Source organism: Sphingomonas sp. Leaf231 (assembly GCF_001421995.1).
Classification (GTDB): Bacteria; Pseudomonadota; Alphaproteobacteria; order Sphingomonadales; family Sphingomonadaceae; genus Sphingomonas.
On record NZ_LMLS01000002.1, the window covers coordinates 1,049,118 to 1,066,236 of the forward strand.

Sequence of the window (17,119 nt, forward strand, 5' to 3'; positions counted from 1 at the left end):
GGCGCGATCGCCTCGCCCCGCCTCGCCTCGCCTCGCCTCGCCGCGACGCGCTGCGTTCGCGCCGCCGCCCGGCTTGAAGTTCCCGGTCGACGCCGCCTAAGACGCGTCGCCACCACAGACGAAAAGGCAATTTCATGAAGACCCGCGCCGCCGTCGCATTCGAGGCGAAGAAGCCGCTGGAGATCGTCGAGCTCGATCTCGAAGGTCCGAAGGCGGGCGAGGTGCTGGTCGAGATCATGGCGAGCGGCATTTGCCACACCGATGCCTATACCCTCGACGGTCTGGACAGCGAGGGGCTGTTCCCCAGCGTCCTCGGGCACGAAGGTTGCGGCGTGGTGCGCGAGGTGGGTGCGGGCGTGACCAGCGTCGCGGTCGGCGATCACGTCATCCCGCTGTACACGCCGGAATGCCGCCAGTGTAAGTCGTGCCTGTCCGGCAAGACGAACCTGTGCACCGCGATCCGCGCGACACAGGGCAAGGGGCTGATGCCCGACGGTACGACGCGCTTTTCGTATAAGGGGCAGCCGATCTACCATTACATGGGCTGTTCGACCTTCTCGAACTTCACCGTGCTGCCCGAGATCGCGGTGGCGAAGATCCGCCCCGACGCGCCGTTCGACACCAGCTGCTACATCGGATGCGGCGTCACGACCGGGGTCGGCGCGGTGGTGAACACCGCCAAGGTGGAGCCGGGCGCGACGGTGATCGTGTTCGGGCTTGGCGGCATCGGGCTGAACGTGATCCAGGGCGCGAAGCTGGCCGGCGCGGCGCGGATCGTCGGCGTCGACCTCAACCCGGCGCGGGAGGAATGGGGTCGCCGCTTCGGCATGACCGATTTCGTCAACCCGAAGGATGTCGGCGACGTCGTGCAGCATCTGATCGCAATGACCGATGGCGGCGGCGACTATACGTTCGACTGCACCGGCAATACGGCCGTCATGCGGCAAGCGCTGGAGGCGGCGCATCGCGGCTGGGGCGAATCGATCGTGATCGGCGTGGCGGAGGCCGGCAAGGAAATCGCCACGCGTCCGTTCCAGCTGGTGACTGGCCGCGTGTGGAAGGGCACGGCGTTCGGCGGGGCGCGGGGTCGCACCGACGTGCCGAAGATCGTCGACTGGTATATGAACGGCATGATCGAGATCGACCCGATGATTACCCACCGGCTGACGCTGGAGGAGATCAACAAGGGCTTCGACCTGATGCACGCCGGAGAGAGCATCCGCAGCGTCGTGGTGTATTGAACCGCGCACGGCGCGGCGGATGAATGACAACAAGGGGGAATAGCCATGTTTTCGCATATGATGGTCGGTTCGAACGATCTTGGCCGCTCGCGGATCTTCTACGACGCGGTGTTCGGCGCGCTTGGCGCCAGGCCGGCGGCCGAGGATGACAAGGGCCGGCTGATCTACGCGCACAATGGCGCGTTGTTCATGGTCACCGCCCCAATCGACGGCGCGCCGGCGTGCCACGCCAATGGCGCGACGATCGGCTTTGCGATGACCGGTCCGGAGCAGGCCGACGCCTGGCACAGGGCGGGCGTGGAACATGGCGGCACCGCGATCGAGGATGCGCCCGGCGTGCGTGCGCTGCCGTTCGGCCCGCTGTACCTGGCCTATCTCCGCGATCCGGACGGCAACAAGCTGTGCGCCGCCTATCGGATGCCGGCCGAGTGACCACCGTCACCGTCCGCGTGACGCGCCGCGACTGACGCGGGCGGCGTGGGCCGGTCGCCGCCGCTCACAGCGCCCGGCACCGCCTCACGCCGCCCCGCATTCGTCACATCAGGAGGAAGCGACACCGATGCAGACCGTCTCCACCGCCCGCGCGCACGGCGGGACGCAGGGTGTGTATCGCCACGCCTCCACCGCGACCGGCACCGACATGACCTTTTCGGTCTACGTCCCCGATCACGCGCCCGGCGTGGCGTTGCCGGTGGTCTGGTATCTGTCCGGCCTCACCTGCACTCACGCCAACGTAACCGACAAGGGCGAGTATCGCCGCGCCTGCGCCGAACACGGGCTGATCTTCGTTGCGCCGGACACGTCGCCGCGCGGCGATGACGTGCCGGATCGGGACACATGGGATTTCGGCAAGGGTGCCGGCTTCTATGTCGACGCCACGCAGGAACCATGGTCCGCGAACTTCCGCATGTGGTCCTACGTCACCGCGGAGCTGCCCGCGGTGCTGGGAGAGGAGTTTCCCGCCGACATGGCGCGCCAGTCGATCATGGGGCATTCGATGGGTGGCCATGGTGCGCTGACGATCGCGTTGCGCCACCCGGACCGGTTCCGTGCCGTTTCCGCCTTCGCGCCGATCGTCGCGCCCACGCAGGTGCCATGGGGCAGCGCGCTCGACCGATATCTGGGTGCGGACGTCGCGGCGCAGCGGCGACACGATGCGGTCGCGCTGATCGAGGATGGCGCGCGCGTCGCCGACCTGCTGGTCGATCAGGGCGAGGCCGACGCCTTCCTGACCGAACAATTGCGGCCGGAGCTGCTGGCGCGTGCCTGTGCGGAGGCTGGGATCGACCTGACGCTGCGAATGCAGCCGGGCTACGACCATAGTTATCATTTCATCTCGACCTTCATGGCCGATCATCTCGCATGGCATGCGGCGCGGCTGCGCGCTTGACGCCATATGGCATGACGGGCCATCAGCCGGCATGGACATTCCCGGACCCGCCGACCCGCACCATATGAAGCGCCGCGGATTGCTGTTCGTGCTGTCCTCGCCATCCGGCGCGGGCAAGTCGACGATCGCGCGGATGCTGCTGGCCAGCGAGCCGGAACTGTCGCTGTCCGTCTCCGCCACCACCCGCGCGATCCGCCGTGGGGAGGAGGATGGGCGCGACTATCACTTCGTCTCGCTGGACCAGTTCCGTGAGATGGCGTCGAACCACGAATTCCTCGAATGGGCCCACGTCTTCGATCAGCGATACGGCACGCCGCGCGCGCCGGTGGATGCGATGCTGACCGCGGGCAAGGACGTGCTGTTCGACATCGACTGGCAGGGCGCGCAGCAATTGCACCAGATCGCCGGGGGTGACGTGGTCCGCGTGTTCATCCTGCCCCCGTCGATGGAGGAATTGCGCCGCCGGCTCGAAGGGCGCGCCACCGACGCGCAGGAGATCATCGACCGCCGCATGAGCCGCGCCGATGCCGAGATCAGCCATTGGGACGGCTACGACTATGTCCTGGTCAACGACGACGTGGAATCGTGCTTCGCCAAGGTGAAGACGATCCTCGCCGCCGAACGCCTGAAGCGTTCGCGCCAGACCGGCCTGATCGGCTTCATCCGCAAATTGCGCACGCCCGCGGGTTAGCCGGGTGTGGCGGCCGTCGACCCGCCGGGTCGCCACGGCGATTGTGGATTGCGCATGGATCGGCGTCGCGCCAGAAATCGGCTGATGGGACGTGACGGGGGCACATGCGCATATTCTTCGCTCTTCTGGTGATGGCCGCCCTGATTGCCGCGACGTCCTTCTGGCACGGCGCGACCGGATCGCCCTTGTCGAAAACGGCCTGCCAGATCCTGCCGCTACTCCCGGCGTTTGGCTTGTTGATCGGCGTGACCCGCCAGAAGTCCTGAACGTCCGGGCTCTTCCGGGCTGCATGCACTGAAGGGTGTGGATAGTCGTTCTCGGCGATCGGTCCGGCACCGGTGAACCCCGGATCAATAGGGATATTGATCGAATAGTTGCAGCCGGGCGACTTTGGACCCCGGCGCGATCATCGCGCCGGGGGCGATGACCGCATTCGCCCCGATCCGCACGTTGTCCCCGATCAATGCGCCGAACTTGTCCACGCCGGTATCGATGATGCCGCTCGCCAGCCTGATGCGGATTTCCTTGCGATCCAATTCGTTGCGGTAATTGGCGACGATCGCCCCGGCCTCGATGTTCACGCGCGACCCGATGATCGAATCGCCCACGAAGTTCAGATGCGCGATCTTCGACCCCGCGAACATGAAGCTGCTCTTCAGTTCCGAATTCGGGCCGATGATGCAATCCTCATCCAGGAAGGTGCCGCCGCGCAGGTAAGATCCGGCCGCGACGAAGCTGCGCGCGCCGATGATGCCCGGTCCTTTCAGCACGACGCCGGGCTCGACGGTCGCGGTCCGGTGGATCGCGAACTCACCGTGTCGATCATAGTCGCCCCCGAGCTGTCGCACGGCATCGCGAACGATCCGCTCGACTTCGCGAACGGCGATCCATGGCGCCAGATCGATGCCCGCGAAGGGCGATGTAGACCAGCCGGCAACATATCCGGAAATCGTGGAGTCGGTCACGTCATGGTCCTTTCCGGGGGCGACAGCGCCGCGGCTTCGCCTTATCCCGCGTCCAGCAGCGTCAGGAAGCGCGCCGCGCCGTCGAAATCGTGGCGCTTGCCCGCGCGCGCCTGCGTGGCGAGCGTGTCCTCGCCCCAGCGTTCGGTTTGCCAGTCGTCATCGACCATCGCCGCTGCCCATAGCGTGTCCGCGTCGATGGCGCGCTCGGCCAGCGCCAGCGCGCCGACCAGCGTGCCGGTCAGCGTCACCAGCGGTGACAAGGCGGCGAGGTGGAAGGGGTCGCGGCTGGCCACCGCCTCGGCAAGGCGTACGATCGTGGCGGGGGGCTGTGGCTGGTGCATGATGCCGGTCACGATCGTGAAATGCACGTCGTAGCGATCACGCGCCCAGTCGAGCAGCGGGTCCCATGCCGCCGACTGTCGCGCGATCAGCTCCGCCGGACCATCCGCGCGGTAACATAGCAAATCGCTTTCGGCATAGATCGCCAGCCCGTCCGCGAAGGTCGCCGGCGACGCCGCCACCCGGTCGATCGCGGCATTGGCCAGCCCGGTCAGCGGCATCGCACGCGGGTCGATCGTCTCACCCACCGCGCGCCATTCGTCCGCGACCGCCGCGGCCAGCGCGTGGGTCGGCGGGGCGAGCGGCGCGCGACCGGGGGTGCGCACGGGGCGATCGTCGAGTCGGATCGCGCCGTCGGCATCGATCGCCACCTCGGTCCAGAAACGCTTCACTTCGGGCTTCTCCAACGTCGCGCCAGCGCGCGGGGCACGATCGCCAGCATCCACAGGGCGCTGACGACGATCGCGATCCCCAGCAGCCTGGGGGCGAGCGTCTGCGCCCGGCCCAGCAACACGATGCCGAGCAGCGCGCCCGCCGTCGCCGCCAGCCGCACCGCGACCATCGCCGCCCAGCGTGGGCGCGCCGGGTCGTTCATGCCGCCAGACACGCGGGCAGGTCGGCGCAGCGCCGCGCCATCGTCTGCGCCCCGGCGCTCCACAGCGCATCCTCGCGGTGATAGCCCCAGGTGACGCCCACCGCCCGCACCCCTGCGGCACGCGCCATCGCCATGTCGAAACTGGTGTCGCCGATCATCGCGGTCATATGGGGCAACGCGCCCGCCTCCGCCATGGCGGCGTGCAGCATCGCGGGATGCGGCTTCGACGGATGGCGGTCGGCGGTCTGCAACGTCACGAACCGGGGCGTCAGCCTGTGATGCGCCAGCACGTGCGCCAGCCCGCGGTCGGACTTGCCGGTGGCGACGCCCAGTGCCCAGCCGTCGGTGGCCAGCGCGTCCAGCGCCGGGACCAGCCCGTCGTACAACGGTTCCTCGTCCAGTTCGCCAGTGTCGCGCATCGCCCGGAACGTCACCTTGTAGGCGTCGGCCAGCGCGACGTGGCGATGGGGCTCGGCGGCGGGGGCCAGCACCGCCATCGCCTCGACCAGGCTCAGGCCGACGATGGCGCGAATCGCCGGGCGCGGCGGCGGCGTCAGGCCGGCACCGTCGAACGCGCGTTCCATCGCCCGGCAGATGTTGGCCTGACTGTCGACGAGCGTGCCGTCGCAATCGAAGACGGCGAGTCGGATGGGCATGGCCCTCGATTAGTCGGCGAGCCGTGAGAGGCAAGCGGCAAGACGCCGCGTTAACGACTTCGTGACGGACCGCCGATATGGTTAATCGCAAGCCGGCGCCGGGGGGTGTCGGCGTGGACTTTCATGGAGCCGAGGGGCGGATAATGATCGAAGCCGTTGCACTGACCTATGGGATGTTGCTGAGTTTCGTGCTGAGCGGCGCGTCGCGCAATCGCAAGCTGTCGCGCGCGAACCCGCCGGTGCTGATGTACGTCGGCTATGTGCTGTTCGGGATCACCTGTTCGGTGGCGGTGATGGCCGGCACGTACGCCGCCTGGGGGGTGGCGAGCGGCGCGGCGATCTGATTCGCCGCCCGCAGGGTCAGCCGCGCTTGCGCGCCTGCGCATAGGTGCCGAGCACGCGCACCCATTTCGAGTGGAAGCCCAGTTCCTCCATCGCGCGGTCGAAGGCGGGATCGCCGGGCCGCCCCTCGACATCGGTGAAGAATTCGGTCGCCGCGAAGCTGCCGCCGCGCTGATAGCTTTCCAGCTTCGTCATGTTGACGCCGTTGGTCGCGAACCCGCCCATCGCCTTGTAGAGCGCGGCGGGGGTGTTCCTCACCTCGAAGATGAAGGTCGTCATCCACGGACCGTCGCCGACCAGCGGCCGCGCGCCGCGCGCCAGCGTGACGAAGCGGGTGGTGTTGTGGTCGGCGTCCGCGATGTCGGTCGCCAGCAGTTCCAGCCCGTAGATCGCCGCCGCGCCCGGCGGGGCCAGCGCCGCGATCGCGGGATCGCGCAGCTCGGCGACCATTGCCGCCGCGCCCGCCGTGTCGGGATAATTGACCGGTGCGATGCCATGTGCCCTCAACCAGTGGCGGCATTGGCCCAGCGCCTGCGGGTGGCTCATCGCTTGCCGCACCGCGTCGCGCGTTCCCCAGCCGATCAAGGCGTGGCGGATGCCGAGGAAATGCTCCCCGGTGATGACGAGCCCGGATTCGGGCAGCAGGAAATGGATGTCGGCGACCCGGCCATGCAGCGAATTCTCGATCGGGATGATCGCGCAATCCGCCGCGCCGGTCTTCACCGCATCCAGTGCATCCTCGAAACTGAAGCATGGCAGCGGCAACGCCGATGGGAATGCCTCGTTCGCGGCGACGTGGCTGTTCGCGCCCGGCGCGCCCTGAAAGGCGACCGCGCGATCGGGCGCGGCGGCGGCTGCCTGGGTCATGGCGGCGACGATCGGGCGGGCGGGGGCGGCGTAACTTTGCATGGCTTGCCGGCCTAGAAGAGCATGTGTCGCTGCTCAAGCGCTTGCGATGCGGGATGGCCCTTTCTATGGAACGGTGAAGTGAGAGGGGCGAAGCGGCGACATGGACGACCGGACCAATACGATTTTCGGCTGGGCGCTGGCGGCGGCGGGGACGGCATTGGGCCTGTCGATCGCGGGCGGCATGCTGTTCCATGGCGAACGCCCGGAAAAGATGGGCTACGCGATCGAGGGCGTCGAGGAGACCGGCGGCGGCGGCGCGGCCGAGGTGCCGATCGCCTCGCTGCTGGGCGCGGCGGACCCTGCCAAGGGTGCGGAAGTGTTCAAGAAGTGCGCTGCCTGCCACACGATCAACCAGGGTGGCGCCAACGGCATCGGTCCGAACCTGTACCACACGATGGGTGAGGGCGTCGGCCAGGGCAAGGGCGGCTTCGCCTTTTCCGACGCGCTGAAAAGCGTGGGCGGAGTGTGGGACTTCGAGAAGATGAACGCGTGGCTGACCAGCCCGCGCAAGTTCGCCAACGGCACGAAGATGACCTTCGCCGGGCTCGGCAATGCCGAGGATCGCGCCAATCTGATCGTCTATCTGAATCAGCAGGGCTCGAATCTGCCGCTGCCCGCCGCCCCGGCGGCCGGCGCGCCGACCGATCCGGCGGTGGCGAACGTTACCGAAGCGACGAAGGGCGACACCGCCGATCTGGCGAACACCGGCACCCCGGCATCGGGCGCGCCGTCGGTCGATCCCGCCGCCAGCGAGGACAAGGCGCTCGGCGCGGTTCCGCCCGCCAAGCCCTAAGTCCAGCGCGATGTCATCGGGGGCGTGGCGTAGCGATCCGGTGCGGATCGCCGCGCTACGCCCGCCGTCGCATCAACTGCCTTCCAGCCACGCCGCCACGTGCGCCGCGATCGGCGCGAACACGCGATCGTCGTCTGATGCGGCCGGCGGCTGTCCAGCGTCCGACGCGGTGCGAATCGCGATATCCAGGGGCACACGGCCCAGGAACGGGATGCCTGCTTCCCGCGCGGCTGCCTCCGCCCCGCCGTGACCGAACGGGTCGGATACCTCGCCGCAATGCGGGCAGGCGTAACCGGCCATATTCTCGACCAGCCCGATGATCGGCACCCCGGCCTTCACGAACAGGTCGATCGCCCGACGCGCGTCGATCAGCGCAAGATCCTGCGGGGTGGAGACGATCACCGCGCCAGCCGGTCGATGCTTCTGCACCATCGTCAGCTGCACGTCCCCGGTGCCGGGCGGCAGGTCGACCACCAGCGTGTCGGTGGCGCCCCAGTCGGCATCGATCAACTGGCCCAGCGCGCCCGCCGTCATCGGTCCCCGCCACGCGATCGCACGGCCCGGCTCCACCAGCTGACCCATCGACAGCAACGGCACGCCATACGGCGTCGCGACCGGCAACAGCACCTTGTCGCGCGCTTGCGGCCGTGTGCCCTCCACCGCCATCAACCGCGGCTGCGACGGACCGTAGATATCGGCATCGACCAGCCCGGTACGCCGCCCGGCGCGGGCAAGCGCGATCGCCAGATTCGCCGACAGCGTCGATTTGCCGACTCCGCCCTTGCCGCTGGCGACAGCGATGATGCGGCGCTGCGTCCGTTCGGCGGTGACGACGGTGCGCACGTCATATCCGGGCAAGGCGGCAGCCATCCGCACGCTCGCCTCCAGCGCGTCGCGCGCCGGCGCATCCAGTCCGCTGGCATCGATCACCACGCCGATCCGCTGCGCCTCGATTCGCACCGTCGCGCGGGTGCCGGCGACCGCACGGACCGCCTCGATCACGTCTTTCTCGCTCATGGAGGCGATCCGTAGGCCCGTTGGCGCGGCTTGCCACTGTTTTTCGCGACGCGCCTACCTATAAAGACCAACATGACCATCCTGCGACGCTGGCTCCGGCGCCCGAACATTCTTGCCGCCGACAATAACGGACCCTGGGGAGGCGACGGTGGCGACGACAGCGCCGGCCCACGCAATCCATGGTCGGTGCCGCCCGGCGGACGGCGCGCCACGGGCAGCAAGCCGACCGCGCTGGACGAATTCCTGAAGAAGGCGCGCGTGGGCGGCGGCGGTGGGGGTGGCGGCGGTGGCCGCCCGCAACTGCCGCTCGGCGCGTCGGCGCGGACGCTGTGGCTGATCGGCGTCACGTTGTTGATCGCGGTGTGGTTGCTGCTCACCTCCTTCCATCAGATCGGGCCGCAGCAGCGCGGGGTCGTCACCTATTTCGGCAAATATTCGGGGATGCTGGAGCCGGGCATTCGCGTCACCCTGCCTGCCCCGATCGTCAACGTGACCAAGGTCGACGTCGAGCAGGTGCGCACCGACGAATTTCCGCAGGACGGCGGCGAGACGGTGCTGACCGGTGACCAGAACATCATCGATCTGGCCTATACCGTGCGCTGGCGCGTGTCCGATCCACGCAATTTCGTGTTCGAGATCAAGGACCCGCAGGAGACTGTGCGCGCCACGGCGGAAAGCGCGATGCGCGCGGTGCTGGCCACCACGCGCATGAACGATGCGATCGGTGCGGGACGCGGCACCGTAGAGGCGCGGGTGACGCAGGTGATGCAGCAGATCCTCGACAGCTATCAGGCCGGCGTGCGCGTGCAGGGTGTGTCGATCAAGCAGGCGTCGCCCCCGGCGGCGCTGGTGGACGATTTCAACGCCGTCACCGCCGCGCAGCAGGAGGCGGTCGGCGCGCTCAACAACGCGCGCAGCTATTCGCAGCAGGTGATCGCGCGCGCGCAGGGCGAGGCATCGGCCTTCGACCAGGTCTATGCGCAATATCGCCTCGCCCCCGAGGTGACCCGCCGCCGCATGTATTACGAGACGATGGAGGCCGTGCTGGCCAAGACCGACAAGACGATCGTCGAGACGCCGGGCGTCACGCCGTACCTGCCGCTCGATCGCGCGCGACGGCTGGTGGAACCGACGCAGCCGGCTGCATCGCCGCCCGCCGCGGCTGCCGCCCCCGCGCAGGAGGGGCAGCGCTGATGTCGCAGTTGATGCGCAATCCGATCGCCGCCGGAATGCTGGCGCTGGTGCTGGCGATCGTCGCGGCGGCGACGTTCGCGATCGTACCCGAAACGCAGCAGGCGGTGGTTCTGCGGCTGAACAACCCGGTGCGGCTGGTGAACCAGTGGCAGCCGGGCCAGACGATCGGCAACGACGGCGCCGGGCTGATCGCGCGCGTGCCGTTCATCGACAAGATCGTGTGGGTCGACAAGCGCGTGCTTGACGCCGATCTCGACAACACGCTCGTGCTGTCGACCGACCAATTGCGGCTGAACGTCGATGCCTATGCACGCTTCCGGATCGTCGATCCGCTGAAGGCGGTAACCTCGACCGGCAGCACGTCGAACACCGAGGAGCGCGTCGCGGACCAGTTGCGCCCGTTGCTGGGCACGGCGCTGCGCAACGAACTCGGCAAGGTGCCGTTCGCGACGTTGCTCAGCCCGGAGCGTGGCGCGGTGATGGACGCGATCCAGAACTCGCTGCAAACTTCCGCCCGCCAATATGGTGCCGAGGTGGTCGACGTGCGGATCAAGCACGCCGACCTTCCGGAGGGCAGCCCGCTGGAAAGCGCGTTGCAGCGGATGCGCACGGCGCGCCAGCAGGAGGCGAATACCATCCGCGCGCAGGGGCAGAAGCAGGCGCAGATCGTGCGCGCGGAGGCCGATGCGCAGGCCGCGCGCGTCTATGCCGACGCGTTCAGCAAGGATGCCGACTTCTACGATTTCTATCGTGCGATGCAGAGCTATCGTCATACATTCGGCGCCGACGGCAATCCGCCGCCCGAAGGTTCGACCAATATCATCATGAGTCCGAACAATGGCTATCTTCGTGCGTTTCAGGGAGGCGGCCGTTAATTCGTTCTGACGGCGTCGTTCACATTCAAACGCCGTTCATCGCCACTGTGGCAATAGATGTTGCGTATTCATCACTTTCGGATCGGGTGACCAAGAGGACATGAAAACCGTGCGTTATGCTTACGCCCTGACCGGCGCACTCCTGCTCGGCGGCACTGCGGCGTCGCTGGCGCTTCAGAATCCGGCAACGGCGCAGATCGCGCAGAACGAACCCGGCGCGATCAACGCCGCGTCGCCGCGCGCCGGCGCGCCGATGAGCTTCGCCGATATGGTCGCCAAGCTTCAGCCGGCGGTGGTCAACATCTCCACCACGCAGAAAGTGACCGTTCAGCAACAGGCGAACCCCTTTGCCGGCACACCGTTCGGCGAGTTGTTCGGCCAGTTCGGCGGTGGCGGTGGTGGCGGCGCTCCCGTCACGCGGGAAGGTCAGTCGCTCGGCTCGGGCTTCCTGATCTCCGCCGACGGCTATGTCGTGACCAACAACCACGTCATCGCGCCGGCTGCGAAGGGCGCGACGGTCGAATCGATCACGGTCACCTTGCAGGATCGCAAGGAATACAAGGCCAAGCTAATCGGCCGCGATCCGACCTCGGATCTGGCGGTGCTCAAGATCGTCTCGCCGACGCCGCTGCCGTTCGTGAAGCTGGGCGATTCGACCCGTGCCCGCGTCGGCGACTGGGTGGTCGCGATCGGTCAGCCGTTCGGCCTGGGCGGCACGGTGACCGCGGGCATCGTCTCCGCGGTGCATCGTTCGACCGGTCAGCCGGGTCCGTTCGACACGTTCATCCAGACCGATGCCGCGATCAATCAGGGCAATTCGGGGGGACCGATGTTCAACCTGAATGGCGAAGTGATCGGTATCAACAGCCAGATCTACTCCCAGTCGGGCGGCAACATCGGCATCGGCTTCGCGATCCCCGCGACCGAGGCCAAGCCGATCCTGGCCACGTTGATGAAGGGCCAGTCGGTCCAGCGCGGTTACCTGGGCGTCAGCATCCAGCGGATGACCGACGACATGGCCGCCGCACTGGGGCTGCCCAAGGATCAGGGCGAGATCATCGCCCGTGCCGAGCCGGGCGGCCCGGGGGAGAAGGCCGGTCTGCGTGCCGGCGACGTGGTGGTCGCGATCAACGGCGAGGCGGTGACGCCGGAGCGCACGCTGTCGTCGCTGGTTGCCAATGCCGCGCCGGGTTCGACGATCCGGCTCGAAGTCGTCCGCGCCGGCAAGCGCCAGACGCTGAACGCCACCGTGGCGACCCGGCCGAGCGACGATCAACTCGCCGCGCTGAACGGCGGGGCCGAGGGCGAGGACGGTTTGCCGGAAGAGGACGGCGCCACGCAGGCGACGCCGGGGTCGAGCTCGCTCGGCGTCGCGGTCCAGCCGCTGACCCCGCAGATCGCGCGGTCGATCGGGGTCGACTCGACCGTGCAGGGCGTCGTGGTGGCGGCGGTCGATCCGGCCACCGACGCCGGGCAGAAGCTGAAGCGCGGCGACGTGATCTCCTCGGTCAATTCGCAGCCGGTGCGCACCGGTGCCGATGTCGCGCGCATCGTCGCCGCGGCGAAGGCGGCGGGGCGTCCGTCGGTCTTGCTCAGCATGACCCGTGGGCGCGTGTCCGGCGCGCTGATCGCGGTGAAGATCAAGTAAGCGCAGGCTTCCTGCCGCTGGCCAAATGGGCCGCCGCATCGCATGATGCGGCGGCCTTTTTGTTGGCCGCGGAGGAATGTGCATGGCGGACGGAGGCATTCTGATCGGTGCCGGGGCGGGCGGCGTTGCGCCGCAGCGGCTCGAACTGGCGCGCGCCAATCGGCACGGCCTGATCGCGGGCGCGACCGGCACCGGCAAGACGGTCACCCTCCAGGGTATCGTCGAGGGGTTCTCGAACGCGGGCGTCTCCTGTTTCCTCGCCGACGTGAAGGGCGATCTGTCGGGATTGGCGATGCCGGGATCGGCGACCGCCAAAAGCCATGCCGCCTTCGCCGCGCGCGCGGCGGAGATCGGCGCGAGCGACTGGCATTACGGGGATATGCCCGTGCAATTCTGGGACCTGTTCGGTGAGCAGGGTCATCCGGTCCGCACCACGATCACCGAAATGGGGCCATTGCTGCTCGCACGGCTGTTGGGGCTGAACGCGGTGCAGGAGGGCGTGCTGACGATCGCCTTCCACCTTGCGGACGAGGAGGGGCTGCTGTTGCTCGACCTCGACGACCTGCAGGCGATGCTCGCGCATTGCGCCGGACGCGCCGAGGAATTGACGACCCGCTACGGGAACGTCTCCAAACAGTCGGTGGGGGCGATTCAACGCGCGCTGCTGCAATTACGTGCGCAGGGGGCGGAGCATTTCTTCGGCGAACCGGCGCTGGAGCTGGACGATCTGTTCGGCACCGATGATCGAGGGCGTGGGCTGGTCAACATCCTCGCCGCCGACAAGTTGATGGCCTCGCCGCAGCTATATGCGACGTTCCTGCTGTGGCTGCTCGGCGAGTTGTTCGAGCATTTGCCGGAGGTCGGCGACATCGACAAACCCAAGCTGTGCTTTTTCTTCGACGAGGCGCATCTGCTGTTCGACGAAGCGCCGGCGGCGCTGCTGGACCGGGTCGAGCAGGTCGTGCGGCTGATCCGCTCCAAAGGCGTCGGCGTTTACTTCATCACCCAAAACCCGATCGACGTGCCTGAAGGGGTCGGCGGGCAACTCGGCAACCGCATCCAGCACAAGCTGAACGCCTTCACCCCGCGCGATCGCAAGGCGGTGCAGGCTGCCGCCGACACGTTCCGCGCCAGCCCCGGCGTCGATGTGGTGACCGCGATCACCGAATTGCGGACCGGTGAGGCGCTGGTCTCGCTGCTCCAGATCGACGGTGCGCCCTCGCCGGTGCAGCGAACGCTGATCCGTCCGCCGGCCAGTCGCGTCGGCCCGGTCACGCCGGAGGAGCGCCGCGTGCTGATCGATACCGACGCGATCGGCGCGAAGTACGACGTGCGGGTCGATCGCGAATCGGCCGAGGAGATGCTCGCCGCGAAGACGCAGGAATCTGCCGCGGCCGCCGCTGCGACGCGCGCGTCGGGCGACGCGGAAAAGGCGGCGGTCATGCAGGCCAGGGAAGACGCCCGCATTGCGCGCGAAGCCGAGCGGACCCGCCGCGCCGCCGAGCGCGAGGCGGCGAGCGACCCGTGGGGCAGGGCGATGACCTCGGCGACGCGATCGGCATCGTCGGCGGTCGGGCGTGCCGTCGCCAACGAGGTGACGCGCGCGGTATTCGGGTCGTCGCGCCGTGGCGCGCGCAGCGGCGGATTGCTGGGGCAGGTGATGCGCGGGGTGCTGGGCGGCCTGATGCGACGCTGAGGCCGCCGTGGCCGCCCTCCTCGTCGCGATCGCGGCGAGGCGGCGGTGACTTTGCGCGTCTTTTCCGCTAGGGGCGCGCGCATGACGACCGAATACGACCGCCCGCTGCTGACCCCGCCCGACGGCCACAAGAAGGTGCTGCTGCATTCGTGCTGCGCGCCGTGTTCGGGTGAGGTGATGGAGGCGATGACCGCCAGCGGGATCGACTATACCATCTTCTTCTACAATCCGAACATCCACCCCAAGGAGGAATATATCCTGCGCAAGGAGGAGAATATCCGCTTCGCCGAGCAGCACGACGTGCCGTTCGTCGATGCCGATTACGACACCGTCAACTGGTTCAGGCGCGCGCGCGGTATGGAGATGGAGCCGGAACGCGGCGCACGGTGCACGATGTGCTTCGACATGCGGTTCGAGCGGACGGCGCTGTACGCGCACGAGCATGGTTTCCCGGTCATCACCTCTTCGCTGGGCATCTCGCGCTGGAAGAACATGGCGCAGATCAACGATTGCGGCGAACGTGCGGCGGCGCACTATCCGGGCGTCGGTTACTGGACGTTCAACTGGCGCAAGGGTGGTGGCGCGGCGCGGATGATCGAGATCTCCAAGCGCGAGCATTTCTACCAGCAGGAATATTGCGGCTGCGTCTATTCGCTGCGCGATACCAACGCGCATCGCGTGTCGCAGGGGCGGGAGGAGATTCGCATCGGCGAGATGTTCTACGGCGACGATCCCGCCGGGTGAGCGTGACGCGCCCGTCATGCCGGATCGGGTCCGGGATGACGGGCGTGCCGCATGTTACGTCACGCGTTCGGCGACCAGCGTCTCGACCACCGATGGATCGGCGAGCGTCGAGGTATCGCCCAGGTTGGCGGTGTCGTTCTCGGCGATCTTGCGCAGGATGCGGCGCATGATCTTGCCCGATCGGGTTTTGGGCAGGCCGGGCGCGAATTGCAGCGCGTCAGGGCTGGCGATCGGCCCGATCTCGCCGCGCACCCACTGGCGCAATTCGTCGCGCAGCGCGTCGGACGGCTCGACCCCGGCGTTCAGCGTGACAAAGGCGTAGATGCCTTGTCCCTTCACGTCATGCGGCATGCCCACCACCGCGGCCTCCGCGACCTTGGTGTGGGAGACGAGCGCCGACTCGACCTCGGCAGTGCCCATGCGATGTCCGGACACGTTGATGACATCGTCGACGCGACCGGTGATCCAGTAATAGCCGTCGTCATCGCGGCGACACCCGTCTCCGGTGAAATACTTGCCGGGGTAGGTGCTGAAATACGTCTGGAAGAACCGGTCGTGATCGCCCCACACCGTGCGCATCTGCCCCGGCCAGCTGTCGGTCAGGCACAGATTGCCCTGCGTCGCGCCGTCCAGCACCTTGCCGTCGGCATCGACGAGCTGCGGTTGCACGCCGGGTAGCGGCTTCGTCGCCGATCCCGGCTTCAGGTCGGTGGCATAGGGCAGGGGCGAGATCAGGATGCCACCGGTCTCGGTCTGCCACCATGTGTCGACCACCGGGCAGCGACCGCCGCCGACGACGCGGTGGTACCAGTTCCACGCCTCCGGGTTGATCGGTTCCCCGACCGTGCCGAGCAGGCGCAGCGAACCGCGATCGTGCTTCGTCACCCAATCGTCGCCCTCGCGCATCAGCGCGCGGATCGCGGTGGGCGCGGTGTAGAGGATGTTGACGCCCAGCCGGTCGATCGTCTCCCACAATCGCCCATGATCGGGATAATGGGGGACGCCGTCAAACATCACCGTCGTCGCGCCATTGGCCAGCGGGCCATAGACGACATAGCTGTGCCCGGTGACCCAGCCGATATCGGCGGTGCACCAGAACAATTCGCCGTCGCGGTAATCGAACACGTCCCGGAACGTCTTGGTCACCCACAACAGGTAACCGCCGGTGGTGTGCAGCACACCCTTGGGCTGCCCGGTCGAACCGGAGGTGTAGAGGATGAACAGCGGGTCCTCCGCGTTCATCGGCTCGGGCGCGCACTCGTCGTCGACGTCGGCCAACGCGTCGTGCAGCCACAGGTCGCGTCCTCCGGTCATCGCGACGTCACCGCCGGTGCGACGGATCACCAACACGTTTTCCACGCCCGGGCAATGCGCCAGCGCCTTGTCGACATTGGCCTTCAGCGGGATGCGCTTGCCCCCGCGGCAGCCTTCGTCGGCGCAGATGACCACGGTCGAATCGCAATCCCGGATACGGTTGGCGAGGCTGTCGGGAGAAAAGCCGCCGAACACGATCGAGTGGATCGCGCCGATCCGCGTGCACGCCAGCATCGCCGCCGCCGCCTCCGCGATCATCGGCAGGTACAGGGTGACGCGGTCGCCCTTCTTCACGCCCAGCTTTTTCAGGACGTTCGCGAACCGGCACATGTCGAGGTGCAGTTCGCGATAGGTCAGCGTCCGCGTCTCGCCGGGTTCGTCGCCCTCCCACACGATCGCCGGCTGATCGCCGCGACTGTCGAGGTGCCGGTCGACGCAATTGACCGACACGTTCAGTTCGCCGTCCGCGAACCAGCGGATGCGGAAATCCGCCTCGTCGAATGATGTGTCCTTTACCTGAGTGAACGGCGTGATCCAGTCGATTCGCGCCGCTTCATCCCGCCAGAAACCTTCGGGGTCGTCGACCGACCGCTGCCATGCGGCATCGGCCGTCGCGCGATCGATGCTGTCGCCGGTGCCGTCGCGGGCGGGGTACACGGTATCGCTCATGCGTATCTCCTATGCGGGCACGCGATGACGCGGAAGCGGGC

Annotated in this window: 19 protein-coding genes; 12 read left to right on the top strand and 7 right to left on the bottom strand. The window is 67.8% G+C overall.

Features of this window, described 5'->3' with window-relative positions; all coding sequences use genetic code 11:
• The first annotated feature begins 134 nt into the window (after positions 1 to 134).
• From ASE95_RS11150 to ASE95_RS17685, 5 genes are all read left to right on the top strand, one after another.
• Positions 135 to 1,241, top strand: a complete 1,107-nt coding sequence (locus ASE95_RS11150; RefSeq protein WP_056635664.1) for an S-(hydroxymethyl)glutathione dehydrogenase/class III alcohol dehydrogenase — start codon at positions 135 to 137, stop codon at positions 1,239 to 1,241.
• 45 nt (positions 1,242 to 1,286) lie between these two features.
• Positions 1,287 to 1,673 (top strand): VOC family protein, encoded by a 387-nt coding sequence (locus ASE95_RS11155; protein ID WP_056635668.1) that lies wholly within the window; start codon positions 1,287 to 1,289, stop codon positions 1,671 to 1,673.
• A gap of 127 nt (positions 1,674 to 1,800) precedes the next feature.
• Positions 1,801 to 2,631 carry an S-formylglutathione hydrolase gene (gene fghA / locus ASE95_RS11160; RefSeq protein WP_056635670.1) on the top strand — a complete coding sequence of 277 codons (831 nt, stop codon included), beginning with the start codon at positions 1,801 to 1,803 and terminating at the stop codon, positions 2,629 to 2,631.
• Between the two features lie 31 nt (positions 2,632 to 2,662).
• Positions 2,663 to 3,322 carry a guanylate kinase gene (gene gmk / locus ASE95_RS11165; protein ID WP_056636265.1) on the top strand — a complete coding sequence of 220 codons (660 nt, stop codon included), beginning with the start codon at positions 2,663 to 2,665 and terminating at the stop codon, positions 3,320 to 3,322.
• 104 nt (positions 3,323 to 3,426) lie between these two features.
• Complete coding sequence (locus ASE95_RS17685; RefSeq protein ID WP_156347983.1) at positions 3,427 to 3,588, top strand: hypothetical protein; 162 nt, start codon at positions 3,427 to 3,429, stop codon at positions 3,586 to 3,588.
• Between the two features lie 84 nt (positions 3,589 to 3,672).
• Here ASE95_RS17685 and ASE95_RS11170 read toward each other — a convergent pair whose 3' ends face one another.
• Genes ASE95_RS11170 through ASE95_RS11185 form a run of 4 tightly spaced genes read right to left on the bottom strand, consistent with a single transcriptional unit; the run spans position 3,673 to position 5,877 of the window.
• The gene (locus ASE95_RS11170) at positions 3,673 to 4,287 is read right to left on the bottom strand and encodes a hypothetical protein (RefSeq protein WP_056635672.1); all 615 of its coding nucleotides are present in this window, start codon (positions 4,285 to 4,287) and stop codon (positions 3,673 to 3,675) included.
• Positions 4,288 to 4,328: 41 nt separating this feature from the next.
• Positions 4,329 to 5,018 (bottom strand): ATP12 family chaperone protein, encoded by a 690-nt coding sequence (locus ASE95_RS11175; protein ID WP_056636271.1) that lies wholly within the window; start codon positions 5,016 to 5,018, stop codon positions 4,329 to 4,331.
• Entirely contained in the window at positions 5,015 to 5,221 is a 207-nt protein-coding gene (locus ASE95_RS11180; protein WP_056635675.1) for a hypothetical protein, read from the bottom strand. The genes ASE95_RS11175 and ASE95_RS11180 overlap by 4 nt, the downstream gene beginning before the upstream one ends.
• Positions 5,218 to 5,877, bottom strand: a complete 660-nt coding sequence (locus ASE95_RS11185) for an HAD-IA family hydrolase (RefSeq protein WP_056635678.1) — start codon at positions 5,875 to 5,877, stop codon at positions 5,218 to 5,220. The genes ASE95_RS11180 and ASE95_RS11185 overlap by 4 nt, the downstream gene beginning before the upstream one ends.
• Before the next feature lie 143 nt (positions 5,878 to 6,020).
• Here ASE95_RS11185 and ASE95_RS11190 point away from each other — a divergent pair, with 143 nt between their 5' ends.
• Entirely contained in the window at positions 6,021 to 6,221 is a 201-nt protein-coding gene (locus ASE95_RS11190; protein WP_056635682.1) for a hypothetical protein, read from the top strand.
• A gap of 16 nt (positions 6,222 to 6,237) precedes the next feature.
• Here the strand turns inward: ASE95_RS11190 and ASE95_RS11195 are convergent, their stop codons facing one another.
• Positions 6,238 to 7,128 (bottom strand): prephenate dehydratase, encoded by an 891-nt coding sequence (locus tag ASE95_RS11195; RefSeq protein WP_056635685.1) that lies wholly within the window; start codon positions 7,126 to 7,128, stop codon positions 6,238 to 6,240.
• Positions 7,129 to 7,228: 100 nt separating this feature from the next.
• Here ASE95_RS11195 and ASE95_RS11200 point away from each other — a divergent pair, with 100 nt between their 5' ends.
• The gene (locus ASE95_RS11200) at positions 7,229 to 7,921 is read left to right on the top strand and encodes a c-type cytochrome (protein WP_056635690.1); all 693 of its coding nucleotides are present in this window, start codon (positions 7,229 to 7,231) and stop codon (positions 7,919 to 7,921) included.
• 72 nt (positions 7,922 to 7,993) lie between these two features.
• Here ASE95_RS11200 and ASE95_RS11205 read toward each other — a convergent pair whose 3' ends face one another.
• Positions 7,994 to 8,938, bottom strand: a complete 945-nt coding sequence (locus ASE95_RS11205; protein ID WP_056635693.1) for an Mrp/NBP35 family ATP-binding protein — start codon at positions 8,936 to 8,938, stop codon at positions 7,994 to 7,996.
• A 72-nt stretch (positions 8,939 to 9,010) separates the two neighbouring features.
• Between ASE95_RS11205 and hflK the strand changes: the two genes are divergently transcribed.
• The 5 genes from hflK (at position 9,011) to ASE95_RS11230 (ending at position 15,095) form a co-directional block, all read left to right on the top strand.
• The gene (gene hflK, locus ASE95_RS11210; protein WP_056635696.1) at positions 9,011 to 10,132 is read left to right on the top strand and encodes a protease modulator HflK; all 1,122 of its coding nucleotides are present in this window, start codon (positions 9,011 to 9,013) and stop codon (positions 10,130 to 10,132) included.
• On the top strand, positions 10,132 to 11,007 hold the full coding sequence (gene hflC / locus ASE95_RS11215; protein ID WP_056635699.1) for a protease modulator HflC: 876 nt from the start codon (positions 10,132 to 10,134) through the stop codon (positions 11,005 to 11,007). The genes hflK and hflC overlap by 1 nt, the downstream gene beginning before the upstream one ends.
• 109 nt (positions 11,008 to 11,116) lie before the next feature.
• Entirely contained in the window at positions 11,117 to 12,655 is a 1,539-nt protein-coding gene (locus ASE95_RS11220; RefSeq protein ID WP_056636273.1) for a Do family serine endopeptidase, read from the top strand.
• An 82-nt stretch (positions 12,656 to 12,737) separates the two neighbouring features.
• Positions 12,738 to 14,351, top strand: a complete 1,614-nt coding sequence (locus ASE95_RS11225; RefSeq protein WP_056636274.1) for a helicase HerA-like domain-containing protein — start codon at positions 12,738 to 12,740, stop codon at positions 14,349 to 14,351.
• Positions 14,352 to 14,432: 81 nt separating this feature from the next.
• Positions 14,433 to 15,095 (top strand): epoxyqueuosine reductase QueH, encoded by a 663-nt coding sequence (locus ASE95_RS11230; protein ID WP_056635702.1) that lies wholly within the window; start codon positions 14,433 to 14,435, stop codon positions 15,093 to 15,095.
• A gap of 54 nt (positions 15,096 to 15,149) precedes the next feature.
• Here ASE95_RS11230 and acs read toward each other — a convergent pair whose 3' ends face one another.
• Positions 15,150 to 17,078 (bottom strand): acetate--CoA ligase, encoded by a 1,929-nt coding sequence (acs, locus tag ASE95_RS11235; protein ID WP_056635705.1) that lies wholly within the window; start codon positions 17,076 to 17,078, stop codon positions 15,150 to 15,152.
• Positions 17,079 to 17,119 lie beyond the last annotated feature (41 nt).